The sequence below is a fragment of the Kordia sp. genome (genome assembly GCF_045105435.1).
Lineage (GTDB): Bacteria > Bacteroidota > Bacteroidia > Flavobacteriales > Flavobacteriaceae > Kordia.
The window spans coordinates 1-18,056 of sequence record NZ_JBGCDL010000350.1 but is presented as its reverse complement, the minus strand read 5'-3'; the positions used below and the strand labels follow the sequence as shown (position 1 = coordinate 18,056).

Genomic DNA, 18,056 nt, shown 5'->3' with positions numbered 1-18,056 from the left:
TTAAAAATACCGTAATTAGCTATCTATGAATTGGACAAAAACTTAGGTTGAACTTATTACAAAAAGATAAGGATACTAAACTGCTAATTTTTCACTTATTAATCTTATCAAAACTTTCATTTCTAAAGAAATAAGAAATTTCAAGGTAGAGCGTCAAAAGGGAGATGGTTACAATGCTAATGTTGCTCCTAAAATTATTCCAGTAATAAAAAATTTTTCCGACTTACTGAACAGAATGGGATATAAAGATAAAAATAGGAAGCGATGAATATATTTTATTCCCTGAAAGAAATATTACAATTGATGTATTGAAAGATAATTTGTCTAGAGGATTCAGTCATTTTTATAATTTATTAAACACAGGAAAAGAATTACAATTTAAACATTTGCGAAAAACATATCTAACTTATTTAGCTATGACGATGAAAGAAGATACAGGCTTTTTATCCTATCACACTTCAAAAGAAGTGTTAAGAAGACATTATGTTAATGAAAATGTAGTGTTGAAAGCTATGAAGAATGTAGAAATCTTCAATAAAAACTCTAATCCTAAGCTCTTACCCTAAAGGTCTTGTAGTATAAATAACTGATTAAGTGATTGGTATAATATGTGAAAAATTCAAAAACAGTACTCCTAACGATACTAGAGTACTGAAAAAAAAGCTCTAAAAAAGACGAAACCCATTGAAAATCAATGGGTTTCGTTGTAGCGAGAGCGGGGCACGATCCCGCGACCTCCGGGTTATGAACTCAATTACTAAAATAATCATAATTGATTATCAGTTGATTAAGTTTTTAGAACCTCGCTTATAATAGACAATCTATATGCGTTTGTATATGCGTTTAGATTTTTATCATTTGATGATTAATAATATTCAAATATAGTAAAAATCAGCAATAGTTTTTTGAAGTTTAAGTGGTAATCATACTATACTAATGAATGAAAACTCATTTTTTTCTTATCTGTTATATAACCTAGGTAATTATTATTCGTTCTCTAATTTCTTAGTTTTAAAAAATACTATCAATCACATAATAATACTATTAAAGTGATTATGATGAAATTTTCTTATGATTGATGTTGAATATAAATATTATATGAAAAATTTTTTATCTAAAAGACTAATGTTATATAGCATGCATGAAATTATGAATAAAGTTTAGAACTTAAAACTTTTATAGAGATTGATGTATTTATTAAAAAGTATTTTTCTTTATTAAGTGCTTCATGATATTAATATCAGTTAAAACTAATTATGGATTAAAACAGAAGATGATAAATTACAGATAAAACGCCATTCATTCCATATAACTAACCGATCATTAAATATACCAATATACTAATATATTTAATTTGTAACATTACATTAATAATCTGATAAATGTTATTCTATTCCCTAAAATTTTATAGCATGATACTCCTAATTGATAAACCCTTAATCATTAGGAGTTTTTTGTGTGACAATAGAGAGATATTTTTATAAAATGCAAAACATTATCCAAAGAGGATTCTTTCAAGTAACCTAAGTGTATTTTACAAAAAACAATTTCACTTAAAAAAACAAAACCTTTCACTCTGCATTTATTACCGATTAAGTTTTTCTTTAACCCACCTATTAAAAGGCAGTTGGTATATGCTTCATGTAGAATAGAAATATAGAGATTTGTAATAATTCCCGAATACGGATCTAGATAACTAACCCTCTGTATTTATAACAAATTAAATTTTAAAAAAATATGAACAAAAATTACATTACTAAACTATCAAACAGGTATTTGTATATACTTTTTTTGAGCGTTCTGTTTTCAACAGCTAATGCACAACAGCTACATGTTGACAATGGAGGAGTCTTTACACTAAACAATAATACTAACTTTTCTGTAGGAAATCAAGTTGTTACAAAACATCCAAACGGTAACTTTTACTTGCAAGCTGGTAGTACATGGATAACACCTTCAGAGTATGTTGATGGAAACATTATTGTGTTTGGAGCTGGAACAACTACAGTAAACGTAGGTGATGTTGAGCAATCTACAGTAACGATTACAACAAGCGCTACAGATGAAATTTCATGTGAATATTTTAGATCATCCCCAACAGGAACACTAGCTTCATCAATAGCTGATTATACATTAAGCGATGTAGAATATTGGTCTGTAACACAAAATGCAGGAACTTCTACAAATGTTAATGTATCTGGTTTATCGGAATTAACAGGAGCAACCTATGGAGGAAATACTTCGCAAGCCTTAATTATTGTAAGGTTTAACGGAACTGAATGGGTAAACTACCAAACTTCAACGGGTTATGGTTTATTTGCATTAGCTTCAAGAGATGAAACAGATTTAGATGGTGACGGTATTCCTAACTACGCTGATGCTGACGCGGATGGCGATGGAACATTAGATACTGGTGCTGCAGATACAGACGGTGACGGAATAACAGATCGGTCAGAAACAGCAAACGGAACTAATCCAAACAATGTAGACAGCGACAATGACGGTATTCCAGATGGTGCTGATGTTGACTCAGGTGCTACAAGTAATACAGATACTGACAACGATGGTATTCAAAATGGTGCTGATGTAGATCATACTACAGCAACCAACAATGGCGATACAGATAGTGATGGAATCATCAATATTGTAGATCCTTATGACAAAACTGATCCTGTTGATACTGATAATGATGGTATTCCTGATGTAGCGGATGTTGATCCAACAGGAACTGGAACACCACTCAATGGTCAAGATTCTGATAATGATGGTATCCACGATGCTGCCGATGCAGATGATTCGCCACAAGACGGAAATACAGATACAGGAGATACAGATATTGATAATGATGGAATTGAAGATAAATTTGATCCAGAAACGTTTGTAAGTCTTAACGTTAAAGTATTTTTACAAGGAGCAAAAGTAGATCCAATACCTGGTGAAGAAACGCTCATGAGAGATGATCTAAGAACAGGAAATCATATTCCACTTACAAGCCCATATGGTGATGCGGTAGTAATGAATGGTTCCGTACTTAACACTTCAGGAAGCAATGCAATTGTTGATTGGGTTTGGATAGAACTAAGAGATAAAGGAAATAATCAAAATATTATTGCTGCAAAATCTGCGCTTATACAACGCGATGGAGATGTAGTTGGTATCGATGGTAGTTCCTCTGTAACATTTCAAGTAGGTTCAGTACCGTATTCAATTGCTGTAAAGCATAGAAATCATTTAGCTATAGTAACCAATGCAGTAGTTGCATTATCGTCAACACCAACGAATATTGATTTTACCACAAACACAACAGCAACTTTTGGTCAAAATGCTAGAGTTCAATTAGCTGGTGGTACTATGGGTATGTGGGCTGGTAATGTAAATGGAGATACTGTTGTTCAGTATTCTGGAACAACACCAGATTCTCCGTCTATACTATCAGAAGTGCTGAACGCACCAGGGAATTTCTTAAACTTTCCAACTTTTGCACTTACTGGATATAATGTACACGATGTAAACATGGATGGAATCACACAGTATACAGGAACAACGCCTGACACACCGCTTATACTACAAAATGTGCTATCACATCCAGGAAACTTCTTAAACTTTAGTACCTATCAAATACAAGAACAATTACCTGAAAATTAATTCAATGAAAAAGACAGTAAATACAATCATAATCGCGTTTCTGTTGCTACTTAGCATTCAGTTAAAAGCACAAACCGATTATACATACACGTTAATTGATAATAATAACTTCAATTATACCATACAAATAGTACCAGAAACGAACACTTCTACTTTTGCAACATCCGTTCAGAGTTATGGTTTCACAATCATATTGTCTGATGGAGTTACAGGAAGCATACAATCTTCTTTAGGAAGTTCAGCTTCGGCAACTTTTTTTGATGGTAATAATGTGGGAGATCCTTCTATTGATGGATATCTAATCACGGAAACATTAGGAAGCCCTATTTCGATAGATGCGCCTTCTACTGGAATGAATACAACAGTGGTTACTTTTCAGTTAAATCAGCCAGCATCAGCAGGAACAATTAGCATATTAGCAAATGATTCTAGTTTGGCTACTACAGTAACTCCGTTACAAAGTTTTTTAACTGCAGATGCTACAAATGATGGAATGTCAAACTTTTCAAACACAGTTAATACACCATCTGGTTTGTCCGGTACTTCATTGCACAATTTTATGCCGTTGAGTATTGAGGACAATAGCTTTCAAGATTTTTCAATTTCTCCCAACCCTGTAAATACTTCAGAGGCTAAGTTTACTATCAATTGGTCAAACAACAGCCAAAATGTAAGCATGAGTTTTATAGACTTGCAAGGACGATTAGTGAAAGACTATGGGCAATTCATGTTAAACAGCGGAGCTAACACAGTAAACATTCAAAATGTGCAAACTGGTATTTATTTTTTAAAAATAAAGGCAGACAGTAAAACACTGACAAAAAAAATAATTATAGAATAATACAAATAGAAATAAAATGAAAAAACTAATATTTATAATCACCTTTTTGACAACAAGCGTTTCAGCTTTTGCGCAAGTTGGTGTTGGGACTACCACACCGCAAGCAACTTTAGAAATTTCAGGAAATCAAGGAATGTTACTACCACGTATGGCAGACCACACTACTTTAGTCCCTGTAGACGGTACACTAGATGCCACAGAAGCAGGACTACAAGTATATAACACTACCACCAATAAAGTAATGCTTTGGAATGGTACCGCATGGGTAGAAGCCACTACAGGCACTGGCGGTTTGTTCGCTAACGATGCAGCAAATACATTAGTAAAGCTAAATACACTATCTGATGGTACAACGCCAAGACCTGTAGGTGCGGAATTTGTAATTGGAGATAACAACGCTTTAAGTTTGGGTACCAACTCAGGTGGCTTACCAACAACTACGCTTAGCGTAAATTACAATTCTAACTTGGTATATGACCCCACTAATACAAATATTTTAGAAAGAGGTTTTACTATTAGGAATAATGACAATACAACAGCGCAAACTTCTGCAGGGATGCAATTATTAGCCAGAGGAAGCAATAATATTTTTTTTACTTCTAGTATAAATGCTGTTAATAATGATAATGCTACGGGAGGCTTCTTAAGTTTTTCAGTTAGAGATACTGGTTTTGGTAATTTAACGGAAAGAATGCGATTAGTAAGTGGTGGTACTTTAGCTGTCGGCACAACGACACCAGAAGCATCCGCAATTTTAGATGTTGCATCTACTACTAAAGGTTTTTTAATGCCTAGAATGACTACAACAGAGCGTACTGCAATTGCAACTCCAGCAACAGCTTTAGAAGTATATGACACGACAACAAATAGTTTTTGGCATTATAATGGAAGTGCGTGGGTAGAAAATGCAGCTGGTGCCTCTAAATGGACTAATGACAGTACTAATTCACTTGTTAGCCTTACCAATCTATCTGATGGTACTACAGCACGATCTGGAGACAACCAAATAATAATTAGAGACAATGGAGCTATAGAAAATGGAAATGTTAACGCTCCAACGCTACGATCTAACCAGACATCTATGTTAGGACACAGAGGTCTTATATATGCTCAAAGTGAAGATAGATCAGTTTTGGAATTAAACTCATTAGGAGGTTCTACCAGAACTATATTAAGAAGAAGAAAATTAGATGCTGGTGGAACAAACTATTTGCCTCTATCGTCGGGAGATGAAATAGCAGTTATTGAAGCTGGTGGTAGTAATGGTGTAATTGGTAATGCAGATGCTAAAGCAACTATTTCTTTTAGAGCTAACAGTAATTGGTCTTCATCCTCTACTTCTACAAGAATGGAGTTCAAAACAACAGAAGATGGATCAACAACAGTTCAAACTAGAATGATTATTGCTAATAATGGTGACATAGGTGTCGGTACTACTAACGTAGGAACTGATGTTGATGGTAAAAAACTCGTAATGCAGGATCAAAATACAAGAGTAATGCTTACAACTGGTAATGATCCAAATCAAGATTTATTTGATTTAGATAATAATGGTACAGCCGCATTTGGAAGTGCTTTTAGTTATGATGGAGGTGGTGCAGGAACAGCATTTCATTCTTACCATACTGGTGGAGGTAGCTTAGGAACAGATTCGAGAGTTGTATTTAGAGGAGGACACGGACCTACAGAAAAAGGAGATACTAGGTCACTAATGATTATGGATACTGAAAATGGTAATATAGGTGTAGGTGTTAATAATTCAACTATAGATTTTGCCATTAAAGATAGTGACACAGGTTTTGAACTTGCTGCAGCTAACTCTTTAGCACTATATACTGGAGGTAGTGAGCGCTTACGTGTAGATTCTAATGGTAACTTAGGCGTTGGCACAACGACACCAGAAGCATCCGCAATTTTAGATGTTGCATCTACTACTAAAGGTTTTTTAATGCCTAGGATGACCACAGCAGAGCGTACTGCAATTGCAACTCCAGCAACCGCTTTAGAAGTGTATGACACGACAACAAATAGTTTTTGGCATTATAATGGTACTGCATGGGTAGAAAGTGCAGCAGGTACTGGCGGTTTGTTCTCTAACGATGCAACAAATACACTAGTAAAACTAAATACGCTATCTGATGGTACTACAGCACGATCTGGGACAAATCAATTTGTTGTTCTTGACAACGGTAGCGTTGGTATTGGAACAGATGACTCAACAATTAAAGCTCTGGAAATCCACAGAGAACAAGGTCCTGCAGAAATTAGACAAGTAGCCTCTGGTTCTGCATTTTGGCATGCAGCGTATTTTGTAGGTCAAAAATCTCGTGGTACTTTGGAAAATCCAACACCAGTAACAAATGGAGGCAGAATTACGACTTTAAGAGCAGATGGGTATAATGGTACGGATTTTTTAGAATCTTCTAAAATAGAAATGTCTGCTTCTGAAGATTACTCCGCAACAGGTGTTGGAGGTAGAATAACTTTCTCAACAGTAGAAAATGCAACTATAACTTCCGTTGAACGTATGCGTATAGACCACAATGGTAACGTAGGCGTTGGCACAACATCACCAAGTGTAAAGTTAGATGTAAATGGATATATTAAAGTTGGTTCTTCAGATACCTTTGGAGATGCTACACCTGTTGCAGGAATGATTCGTTTTAATACTACTACTTCTAAGTTTCAAGGCTATGATGGTGCTGCATGGGTAGATTTACATTAATACTCATTTTGTAGCGTATAGAATATGCTAATAATAACAATACAAAAAGTGTGGGTAATAATTAATTACTCACACTTTTTTTGAGACATAACAGTATTACATACTATAGTAATTAAATGGCTAAACCTTTGTATGTTAACAAGTATAGAACAAGACTTATAAACAGAAGCGCATACATTTAATGGAAATATAGAAACTAATATAATTAAAGCAGAAAATTATACTAAAAATAAATGCTCCCATACAATTGTCTCAACAATTACAATAAAGTCAATGGATTAAAAATAGCTTTAAAACTTTTTCTCTTTAAAACACAAGGTTTCTTTACATCAATAAAACAAAGCATTTGTATCAAAGGTTCAACAAATAAAAGGTGTAAATGAGACAAGCTATATTATGTTATATTAAAAATATTATCAAACACCAAACGATATGAAAATTATAAAAACTCTAATTATTACTACATTTATTTTAATAGGAAATGTTACCGTTGCTCAAAAACTAACACTAAACGATTTAAAACAAAACCAATTAAATAGTCAAAAAAATATTGTAGCACAAGCGTTACGCTATAATGATATGCAAACAGCCATTAACAGCATACATCATATCATTGCAACTGAAGGTGCAAACTCTACCTACAAAGACACGCTTGTAATAGCCTATTATAGTGCTGGCAGGTATGTAAGTAGTCATCTTTTAGCTAAGGAATTATTGCAAACAAAACCAAGTAATACGGAGCTTTTAGAAATAAATGCTATCAGTTTGCAGCAACTTGGAGATACTAAACAAGCTATAACCGCGTATGAAAGTTTGTTCAGACTCACAAACAACATGGCTCATGGATATCAATTGGCACAATTACAATTTAATATACAACGTTTTGCAGAAGCAAAAACTACCATAGCACAAACCTTAAATTGTGCGCCTGTTGAAAATGCTTATATCGCATTACCAGTTGATAAAACTAAAAATCAAAAAGTTGTTTTAAAAGCAGCTGTTTATAATTTACAAGGGCTTATTCATTTCAATTTAAATGATAAAGCTACTGCCGTAAGTGCCTTTAAAAAAGCACTGGAGATAATGCCTGAATTTGCCTTAGCAAAACAAAATAATAATGCTTTAGTTCTTGAAAGTAAAAAATAATTTAGAAACTACTTTTGTTATGATAATGATGTATGTAACTTTTTTGTGAACGCATCAATTTTACTAACAAGTATTTCTTGCAAGGCTAGATTTTAAAGAAACTAAAGTGTGAAAAGGTATACTTCAATCTTACACTCTATGTTATGCGGAGTTGTCTGGTGTAGCACTAAACATTCCTAAAACAAACAAGCTGAAAACCCTTGAGGATTTTCAGCTTGTTGTTTAAGTGTATATAATTACTATGCTTATTCTTTAATTAAACGTACGCTAAAACCGTTTCTAACATCCATCTCTTCAAATGATATTTCGTCATTATCAAAAAAAGTAGCTAATTTTCGTTTGTTGTTAGTAGGGTTAATATCAGAAGTACATAATCTTGCATTTAACGAAGCAAAATCGGGCGTTCCCCCTAAAATAGTATTTCCAGCAGGTTTAACATTAAAACCATATTGGTCTGTTCCATTAATAGATGAATCAAACCAGCCTATTTCACTTTTTAATACGGTAGCTTCATTTCCTGAATTACCTTGACTGGCTACATAATCTCTAAGTTCAATAAAGTCTTGTTGCGTTGGCAATCTCCAACCTTCTATTTCTAATTTTCCTGATACAATTGTTTCGTTGTTGTAATGCGCGCCGTAAAATTCAAATGGTAATTCATCAGGATACAAGTTTCCTAAATCAGAAGTGTCTGCCCATTGAAAAAGCATTTGAGGATTGCTTGTGTCTATCCAAGAAAATGAGGACTGATTTGGATCAAAATGTCTATATTCAGTTATAGGAGTACCATCGTTTAAAGTCGTAGTTTTTAAATTTTCTGCCATCCAAACTTGATTCCCTATAGTGACGGTTTGATAAATATTTCCATCAATATCGGTTAAAGTAATTTCTTGATTTTGATTTTCAACATTATCTTCATCTTCATCACAAGATGATAGCATTAAGCCAAATGAAATTAAAACTAAGATAAAATGATATTTTTTCATATTCTGTTTATTAATGTATTACAACACCTATATATTAATGTTGCAGTTAGTATTCTTTTAAATATAATAGTTATATGAGTATAATGTAAACTGAAAAAACTGGAATTTTGTTAGTTAGCTTATCTTTAACACATCACATATTCCTTTTTTTAAAGTATAACAGATGACTCATTCCAAAAAATTATTATTTATAATCTTCCTTCGTTAATTAAATATTGTTCCATATTTACCCTACCATATCCAAATAAATGATGTTTAGTACCATCAGTAGTTCTGTCCGCAGCCTGTTTCATTTTTCCAATAATACTGCTTCTTGACAGGTTAGGGTGCTCTGCCCAAATTAACGCAGCCATTCCAGCTGTAGTTGCAGTAGAATTTGAAGAAGAGCCTTCAGTATCAAATTCCACAACAAAATCGGCTATTCCATGACAGTTTTGGCACCAATCTGCATTATTAAAGCTACCCGTTACCTTTTCTACACCAGTTACGGCATATACCTTTTTAGAATTATTTATTGAATAGTTAGCAGGAAACAATGTAATTGTTTGTACGCCTAAAAAGTTATTAATTTCACTAATAGAGGAAACGGTTCCTGCTGCACAAAAAATTAACTTTCCATTATCTAAACATCTCCTTATTCCTCTTTTTACTGGAGTCCAACGAATAAGACCTCCTTGTGACATTGAAATTATTTTCACATTTTGTTTACCTGATAAATAAGAGAAAGAACGAGCAATTCCCATCATATTGTCAGGAATATCTATCCATATACTTAATAAACCGCCTGTACTTCTTACCGTTCTTAAATTTGTGTTGTAAGCAACACCTGTTCCTTTCGATCCATTTTCAGGAGCTCCAATTAAATGTGTCATTGTTGTACCATGACCATCAGTTCCTGGGTATGGATCTTTGTAACTTCTCCAAGACTTCCACCAAGGAGTTTTGTAACGACTTCTTTTTTTAACATTTCTATTGCTACTATTAATACCTTCTCCAAATTCAGGATCATTTTCATAAACACCATTATCAATGACAGCAACCTCAATGCCTTGCCCTGACAAGCCATAATTCCATGCTACATCAATAGCATGATTATAAAAACAACTTGTATCTACTGGAATTCTGGAATTTTCAGTAAAGACAGTAGGATTAATTTTTGAATCTTTTTTTGTGTATGTGTGTTCTTTGGTACGAAATTCTGATTCTGTAAATATGGCATACATTGGCTCAACGGCAGCAACTTCCTGCATACGTCTTAAACCCAACAGAGTCTCTTTTTTATAAATTTTAGCAAACACGAAATTTAATTGGTCGTCTATTTCTAAAATGATATCTTTTTTATTTTTGTCTTTACCTTCCGAATCTAAAATGAATTCTATAATTTTAGTTTTTTCTAAGTCGTTTTCAGAATCATAATTCCATGAAATAATTACTAAGTTTTCTGAATATGTGAAAGCTGAATACAACTGTTCATCATTTAGGTCATTCCATTCAAACTTACCTTGTTTTTCAATAATTAGATCATTAATTTTAGATTTTGTTAAAATATTACTTTCTGGGACTTCATTTAATGAGTTTACTTCTTCATTTGTACAAGATTGTAATGCAATGAAAAAGCAAAAAATGACTAATATTCTTTTCATAATGTGTTAAGGTTTATTTTAATTTTACGGCTTGTAGTTTTATAGATATTAATAAGCGCTTCTATCAGTGAATCTCATGCCATGTATTGAAATTTAAATGGAATTAGCATTATCTTCGAGATTGCTGTTATAATAAACGTTTTTAAATACTCAAGCCAAGATATAAGAAAAACTATGGATGCTCAGGCTAAGTTAATAAGAGTTCACTATATTAGAATGAATGGTATTTTATAGAGATAAACGTTTTGGTTGTATGTAAAAGTATACTAACAAGAAGAAGGTGTGAAAATTTTGAGTTCAACTTTAGTTCCAACTGATTTACCTTCAACATCTTTTAAATCATGAATTTTTAGAATCATTTCTTTTCCTAATTGAGAGTAAATTTCCATCCTATTATTAATAATGCTAGTAGCCCATGACTTTCTACCTTTAACATCATTATTTACATGTCTACCAATACCATTATCTTCAACTGTAATGACTAGAAACTCTTCTGCAAGCTGAAAACATATATGCAATTGCTTGTTTCTACATTTTTCAACTAATCCATGTCTAATTGCATTTTCTACAATAGGCTGTAACATCATAGTAGGAATACTAAGAGTATCCAAGCTTATTTTTGAGTCTACATCAATGATTAATTCAATATCCGACTCTAATAAATTATTTTCTAGCTCAATATATTTTTTTATGTAAGCAATTTCTTCTTGTAAGATTATATTTTCTTTATTACACAAATCGATTGTTTGCCGAAGAATCTCTGAATAACGGTCAAAATTTTTGTTAGCTTCTAATACATCATCAATAAGTGTAGTAGTTTGTAGTCCAGTTAAAATATTAAATATAAAATGGGGTGACATTAAATTCAAAGAAAGTTTTAACTTTAAGTCTAATTCTATCAATTTTTTTTGGTGCAATTTTGCAAATTGCTTTTGTTTGATTTTATAAAAATAGTATACAACCAAGCAAATAACAAAAATGATTAATAATTGAAACCATTTTTTTTTATAAAAAACTTCATCAATTATTAAAGTGTAATTTAAAACATTTGTTTTTATCCCTGTTTTAGGAATTCCTTTTACCTTAATGTGGTGCTCCCCTGCTGCTAATCCTTGAAGGCTTAAAATATTGTTATCTAATAAAATCCATGGATTATCATCAAATTGATATTGATAAGTAACATTTTTTGATACTTCTAAATTAGCAATACCAAACTCTAAAGAAATATAATTTTTATCATGTGGAAGCGTAATTGCTTTTAGCTTGTCTAAATCAAACCTTTTTGTTGTAGATGCCTTTTTTTGAATATCATATTTTGTGAGTTCAAGTAAATGTAGTGTGTAATTTTCTTTGTTTAATATGATATTCTTGGGATTAAAAAAAGTCAAGCCATCAATTCCTCCAAAATAGGCTTTACCGTCTTTGGTTATATACGCCGATTTTTTATTAAATTCATCGTTTGATATACCATCTTCTGAATAAAAAAAGTGAATTTCATCTGTACTTTTATTCAAAGCAGCTAACCCTTTGTAAGTTCCAATCCAGATAGCATTGTCAGACTCTTGAATTTTTGTTACTACAGTATTTTGCAAACCATTTAATTGATTATAAACTTTGATTAATTTACCACTCCAATTAAATTTATGTAATCCATTTTCAGTTCCTACCCATACATTGTAATTTGTATCTTGATATATATCTGTAATTATATTATTAGAAAGTGTTCTATTTTTTTTTGAATAAAACATTACCGATCCAGTATCTAAATTTTTCTTGTAAAGCCCTTTTCTGTCAGACCCAATCCATAAATTATTATGTTGTTTATCAAAGTGTAAAGCAGTTAATTTATGATTTTGTAAATTTATAGTATCATTTAATTGATTTTCTTCTATTAAATCATATACAAGACTATTCTCAGCAGGATTAACAGTAAATCGATACAAGCCATTGTTACTAGCTACAAATAGTTCTTGTTGCCTGTAAGGTACAATATCCCAAAAAGATAATCCTTGAGTATATGAGGTTTCTAAGTTAAAATTAATGACTTTAATATTATTAGTTTTTAGATTTATTTTAAAAAGCTTACGATCATAAAATCCATAGGTCAACAAAATACTATCATTTAATTTATGAAAGCCATATGTTAATTTTAAAAAATCTAGTTTAAGATTCAAATCCTTTTCACCAATTAGATTTAGTTTTTTAAACTCGTTTTCATCTTGTTTTTTTTTAAAAAAACCACTGTAAGTTGATACTATTATTTGATTATCAATCTCAGTAATACTTCGACAACTGATAGAATTTACTTCATTCTTTAAAAAACTTTTAAATGGAGATTTTGCAATAGGTAGTTTTACCAATCCACTTTCAGTTGGAATCCATAGATTATAATTATCATATTCTACGCAATCGTAAGTAGAAAAATGGTCAGTCAATACTTTATTAACATGAATACCGTTTTTTTCTAATTTTAAAACCTTTTTTGAATTAGAAATTTTCAAAACATATTCTTTAATTGTGGTATGGTCTTGCATTAAAACACTTTGCTCAAATGTATTGGCATTAATATTTTCTTTATATTTAAATACATTATCGAAAGGAATTTCAATGATCTGACAATCAATGTCTTTTAGTGTAATGAAAGTATATTTTCGATTATTATAGAGATAAAAACCAGCTTCATCTTTAGGCATAATTGTACTATTTTCAACGATTACAGCTTTCGTGTTGGTATTTCGATAATGATACAGTATTTGGTCATCTAATGTATTACTATTTTTATCAATCTTGGCTTTAAATACACCCTCATTATTTATCAATATTAAACAACTATTTTTGACGAATTTCACTTTATAATTTCCATGGGAAACATTATATTTTTTTATTGTATTTGTCTCTAATGAAAAGGAATAGACAAACTTTGATGATGTACTGCCTAACCAAAACAAATCCTTTTCAGGGTCCTTTTTTATTGAATTAAATGAAGGAATAGTTCCATCTTCATTTTTAAATATATTCAATTTTCGTTCACCTGTATTCAAGTCAAAAAATAATATCCCATCCGTTGTAGCCGCAATCAATAAATCTTTTTCTGTTATTAGAAAGTCTTGAAAGTAGTCTGTATGAAGTTCTTTTTTTGAAGGATGATTAAATTCAAAAAAGTGACTTGCATCCCCTGAATATCTCACAAAACCATTTAAAACATTGTACCATAAAAAGCCTTGCTGGTCAAATCGTAATATTTTTTTATTTATCTTACTTTCACCAAAATTTTCAAAAGGAATAGTCTCGTTTTGCTTTATTTGTGCATAACTGTGGTAGTGTATAAAAAATAATAAAAGAAAACAGGTTGTTTTTTTTAAAACAATTAATATATATATATTCATATGTAGGGGGAATTACCAAAAAAGAATAATGATTTTTTGTAGTTATATAAATTTAATAGACATAAGAATATTATCACTAGTGGTTTGGTTTTTTTTAAAATTACAAAAAAAAAAACGTAATAAATGCATTCTTAATTGAGTAAATAAACGTTTATTGCTTGTAAATAACCATTATAGTCAATATAATAACCGTTTATTTCTTTTGTTTAGGATTTTAAAATATGTCAAGACTATTGATTGAGTTTTGAAAAACTAATCATTATTTTTGTTTCTTTAATATATTGATATCAACATGTTAATTATTTATAGTTAGCAGCGTAACTTATACATAACTATTTGTTGCATTAACATTATAAAGTATATTTTTTTTAGAATGAATATGAAAACTATAATTATAGATGATAACAAGAAAAGTATACAAGTTTTAAAACTTTTATTATCAAATTTATGTCCTGAAGTAAATGTGATAGGAGAAGCTAGTTCTTACACAGAAGCTGTTAAACTTATTGATAATAATGAATTAGATCTTATTTTTTTAGATGTAAATCTAACAGAAGAAATTACTGGATTTAATGTGATAGATAATTTTAAAAATTATGATTTCAAGATTATTGTAATTAGTGCTTATGGAGATTATGCACTACAGGCATTTGATTACAATGTTATTGATTTTATTTTAAAACCAATAAATTCTCAAAAATTAATAAATGCTGTTCATAAAGTTTCAACATTTATAAAACAGAAAGACTCTGCTGGTGATGCTAGGAACTTTTTATCTGTACAATCTACATATAAAATTGACCTTATAAAAATTGATGATATCCTGTATCTAACTGCCGATGGGAAGTATACCTCAATTAAATTAAAGGACAATACTGAAGTTTTATCATCAACAAATTTAAAGGTCTTTGAAGAAAAACTCATGAGCAATAATCTCTTCTTTAGAGTCCACCGAAATAGACTCGTCAATATTAAAAATGTAATCTCAGTTGATAAGCGTGATGGTTTTTTTTGTGTAATGGATAATGGAGAACGGATAGCTATATCGAGAAGAAAAAAAGAACTTTTTTTGAAATATATAGGCTTAAAAGAATAAAAAACATTTCGTTTTTACTTTGATTAAATACCAAAAAACATCTTTTTTCTACCAGTTAAAAGCTTCATACAACCAATTAATACGTCTTTCTTAAAATTTTATTTTTAACACAAACAATGTTTTAATTTTGACTCATCAAGTTTGAAAAATAGAATTTATAATCATCATGTAAGTAATAAATATTCTGTACAATTCCCTGTAATCATATATTGATTTATTTACATTTTTAGGTATCCATGTTTTTGTTCTATAAACTTTACTGTAGTATGTAGAAAGCACATATCTAGCTATAAGGCGATTAAAGACAATTCTTATCAAATCAACTGTAATAATTGCATTAAATATGCTCTCAAAAAATTCACACAAAGAAAATTGTTTATATGTTACAATAACGATACAAGTACATGATGGAGTATCTAAGGAAAATCTAAGTGATGCAATAATACAAGTTTTAGATAGTGATAATAATATCATATCTAAAAACGAGTTTAAGACGAGTAAAAATGGAGAGCTTCGAATTAGAGAAAAAAAGAAAGATTTTTTTGTTTTAAAGGTAATTAAGAAAAACTATAAAACAAAACAAACTATTGTAAGAGGTGATCAATATAGTGTGTACACACGGGTTAGTTTATATAAATAATCAAAAAGAGATGTATTCATATTTAACTCATAATAATAGTAAAATAAAATTATCTGTAATGAGATGGACTGGCACAAAAAAGAAAAAGGAAGCTTTTACAAATGATGGTTATCATTTACGTGTAAAAAGTACTTCTAATTTTAAATATATATGGTCAGTATACTATAGAGGGAGAAAGATAAAAAATAATGAAACGAAATCTAATTTCAAAACGAGTCTTGCAAGTGCCAAAAGACAGGCTATTGTTGTAATGATTCATCATATGTTTAAAAAATAATTAGTAATGAAATAGAATTTAATTTATATAATTATACTTTAGGTATTAGTTTTATTTAGAACTAAAAAGCTTTCCTGTAAAATCATTTGGCATTTTTGGACCAGAATCGTCTTTGAGTAAACCAGTATCTGATCTACTAAACAAAGATTGCATTATGAGAATTTCTTGTTCTTTATCAATTTTCACAGTAGATTCATTTTGTAAAGCTAAATAAAATGAAGTTAACTGCTCTCTTTCTTCCGCATCTCGCGCAAGATGAAAAGAGCTAAAAGCTACTTTATTAAGAGCACGTATTCCAAAAGCGAGAAAAGAAATAAATGTTACATAAACGATCGACCATTTAACAGCACTTGCTGGGTCTTCGATGAAACTTAGAAGCACTCCTTTTGGAGTTAGCCACAAAAGTAAGAAAAGAGTAATACAAGTGAAAACAACCAAACCTACAAGCCAATATATTGCTTTCCAACCTTCTTTTTTCATAGCTTTAGCTCGATCTCTCCAATGCTCAGCAGGCTTTTTTAAAGATAAAAGTTTTTCATAAGTTGTTTCAAGTTTACTTATATTGGCTAATGAATCTTTGTGAAATTTAGAAAAATTACCTTTATGATTGGAAAACCATTCAGAAATGTCAGTTTCTTTCTCTGTTTTTAAATCATCAATTTTTTGAGTGTACTCTTGATACTGAGTTTCAATATTGGTTATATGGTCACTAAGTTGTGTTTCGGACTCGGAAAATGAATCGATCATTTTTGTTCTAAGCGAAATAATAGATCTTTTCTCTTTGTCTCTTCTTTGAGGTAATTCACTAAAATCATTCAATACAAATTCATAAGCCAACATGGAGCCAATCAAGCTGTCTCTATTACTTGGAGTAGAACTTTTATTGATTAAAAAATTATAAGCAGAATTAAAAGAACTGGGGAATTCTTTATGTGTCTTTAAGAGAAATTCCGTTTCTGGAACGTCGTAAAGAAAAAAGTGATCATTTCTTGTTATTATACTTTGTGCATTTCGCCACTGGCTATTTAAATCTCTGTCATGTTGATCTTTGAAATTTTCAAGGAAATCTTCAATTTTCTTTTTTACCGAAATAAAGTGATTTTTTGATCTCATCAAGTCATTCGGAATATTCCCTTTAGTGTTTTGCCAGCCTCTAACTTGATCAGAGAAGAATTTATGTATGGAAGCAAACCCTTTAAATGTTTGAGAGAATTTAATATCTGGGTAGTTAAGATGTATTTCTTTAGAATTGAACCATTTTGGGCTTTTTGTTTTAGCTATCTTTCTTGTTAGTTCTGTTGTTGTCATTTTGTAAAAATATTCTTAAATATACTAAAAAGTAGAAATATAAAAATAGCCTCTCAATCCGAGAGACTATTTTCTTAATGAGTTGTTTTACAACTCAAATTGTAGAATTTGTTTTTCTATTTCATCTTTACGGACTAGTAAGGTATCTTGTACGTGGTTAGTTACTAACTTGCTGAGGTTGGTGTTGGAGGTTTTAACTTCTTCGCCATTTTCATCACGGATGAGAAAAATACTAGAGTCGCCATTATTGTATTTAAACTTGGTTAGACTATTTAAGGTGTGCATCAAGCGTTCTCGTTGATTGGCTAACCCTTGTAGCTTTTGAAAATTATTTATGCGGTCATCAAGGCTTAACGGTTTTTT

At 30.9% G+C, this 18,056-nt stretch carries 11 protein-coding genes; 6 read left to right on the top strand and 5 right to left on the bottom strand.

Translation table 11 applies throughout. The features are described 5' to 3' along the window. Positions 1 to 1,737: 1,737 nt before the first annotated feature. The 4 genes from AB8B65_RS17860 (at position 1,738) to AB8B65_RS17845 (ending at position 8,357) form a co-directional block, all read left to right on the top strand. The gene (locus AB8B65_RS17860) at positions 1,738 to 3,645 is read left to right on the top strand and encodes a hypothetical protein (protein ID WP_405302647.1); all 1,908 of its coding nucleotides are present in this window, start codon (positions 1,738 to 1,740) and stop codon (positions 3,643 to 3,645) included. Between the two features lie 4 nt (positions 3,646 to 3,649). After that, the gene (locus AB8B65_RS17855) at positions 3,650 to 4,486 is read left to right on the top strand and encodes a T9SS type A sorting domain-containing protein (protein WP_405302646.1); all 837 of its coding nucleotides are present in this window, start codon (positions 3,650 to 3,652) and stop codon (positions 4,484 to 4,486) included. A gap of 16 nt (positions 4,487 to 4,502) precedes the next feature. Then, positions 4,503 to 7,211, top strand: coding sequence for a hypothetical protein (locus AB8B65_RS17850; protein WP_405302645.1), 2,709 nt, complete (start codon positions 4,503 to 4,505; stop codon positions 7,209 to 7,211). Positions 7,212 to 7,643: 432 nt separating this feature from the next. Continuing rightward, entirely contained in the window at positions 7,644 to 8,357 is a 714-nt protein-coding gene (locus AB8B65_RS17845; RefSeq protein WP_405302643.1) for a tetratricopeptide repeat protein, read from the top strand. A 245-nt stretch (positions 8,358 to 8,602) separates the two neighbouring features. On the opposite strand, the gene AB8B65_RS17840 is transcribed toward AB8B65_RS17845, so the two are convergent. The 3 genes from AB8B65_RS17840 to AB8B65_RS17830 form a co-directional block, all read right to left on the bottom strand. Next, a complete protein-coding gene (locus AB8B65_RS17840; RefSeq protein ID WP_405302641.1) occupies positions 8,603 to 9,343 on the bottom strand; it encodes an FISUMP domain-containing protein in 741 nt (246 codons plus the stop codon). A gap of 188 nt (positions 9,344 to 9,531) precedes the next feature. After that, positions 9,532 to 10,986 (bottom strand): S8/S53 family peptidase, encoded by a 1,455-nt coding sequence (locus AB8B65_RS17835; protein WP_405302640.1) that lies wholly within the window; start codon positions 10,984 to 10,986, stop codon positions 9,532 to 9,534. 266 nt (positions 10,987 to 11,252) lie between these two features. Continuing rightward, positions 11,253 to 14,372: a histidine kinase gene (locus tag AB8B65_RS17830; protein WP_405302639.1), complete on the bottom strand. Its 3,120-nt coding sequence runs from the start codon at positions 14,370 to 14,372 to the stop codon at positions 11,253 to 11,255. 379 nt (positions 14,373 to 14,751) lie between these two features. Here AB8B65_RS17830 and AB8B65_RS17825 point away from each other — a divergent pair, with 379 nt between their 5' ends. Both AB8B65_RS17825 and AB8B65_RS17820 read left to right on the top strand, forming a co-directional pair. Further along, a complete protein-coding gene (locus AB8B65_RS17825) occupies positions 14,752 to 15,468 on the top strand; it encodes a LytR/AlgR family response regulator transcription factor (protein ID WP_405302638.1) in 717 nt (238 codons plus the stop codon). Positions 15,469 to 16,166: 698 nt separating this feature from the next. Beyond that, positions 16,167 to 16,385, top strand: coding sequence for a hypothetical protein (locus AB8B65_RS17820; RefSeq protein WP_405302637.1), 219 nt, complete (start codon positions 16,167 to 16,169; stop codon positions 16,383 to 16,385). A 51-nt stretch (positions 16,386 to 16,436) separates the two neighbouring features. Here AB8B65_RS17820 and AB8B65_RS17815 read toward each other — a convergent pair whose 3' ends face one another. Together AB8B65_RS17815 and AB8B65_RS17810 are read right to left on the bottom strand one after the other, a co-directional pair. Beyond that, positions 16,437 to 17,693, bottom strand: a complete 1,257-nt coding sequence (locus AB8B65_RS17815) for a DUF6161 domain-containing protein (RefSeq protein ID WP_405302636.1) — start codon at positions 17,691 to 17,693, stop codon at positions 16,437 to 16,439. Positions 17,694 to 17,780: 87 nt separating this feature from the next. Continuing rightward, the coding region (locus AB8B65_RS17810; protein ID WP_405302635.1) for a hypothetical protein at positions 17,781 to 18,056 on the bottom strand (276 nt) is incomplete at its 5' end.

What these genes read in the sequence shown, in the direction of transcription:
- AB8B65_RS17860 (WP_405302647.1), top strand. Translation starts at nt 1,738, where the DNA reads ATGAACAAAAATTACATTACTAAACTATCAAACAGGTATTTGTATATA.
- AB8B65_RS17855 (WP_405302646.1), top strand. Translation starts at nt 3,650, where the DNA reads ATGAAAAAGACAGTAAATACAATCATAATCGCGTTTCTGTTGCTACTT.
- AB8B65_RS17850 (WP_405302645.1), top strand. Translation starts at nt 4,503, where the DNA reads ATGAAAAAACTAATATTTATAATCACCTTTTTGACAACAAGCGTTTCA.
- AB8B65_RS17845 (WP_405302643.1), top strand. Translation starts at nt 7,644, where the DNA reads ATGAAAATTATAAAAACTCTAATTATTACTACATTTATTTTAATAGGA.
- AB8B65_RS17840 (WP_405302641.1), bottom strand. Translation starts at nt 9,343, where the DNA reads ATGAAAAAATATCATTTTATCTTAGTTTTAATTTCATTTGGCTTAATG.
- AB8B65_RS17835 (WP_405302640.1), bottom strand. Translation starts at nt 10,986, where the DNA reads ATGAAAAGAATATTAGTCATTTTTTGCTTTTTCATTGCATTACAATCT.
- AB8B65_RS17830 (WP_405302639.1), bottom strand. Translation starts at nt 14,372, where the DNA reads ATGAATATATATATATTAATTGTTTTAAAAAAAACAACCTGTTTTCTT.
- AB8B65_RS17825 (WP_405302638.1), top strand. Translation starts at nt 14,752, where the DNA reads ATGAAAACTATAATTATAGATGATAACAAGAAAAGTATACAAGTTTTA.
- AB8B65_RS17820 (WP_405302637.1), top strand. Translation starts at nt 16,167, where the DNA reads ATGAGATGGACTGGCACAAAAAAGAAAAAGGAAGCTTTTACAAATGAT.
- AB8B65_RS17815 (WP_405302636.1), bottom strand. Translation starts at nt 17,693, where the DNA reads ATGACAACAACAGAACTAACAAGAAAGATAGCTAAAACAAAAAGCCCA.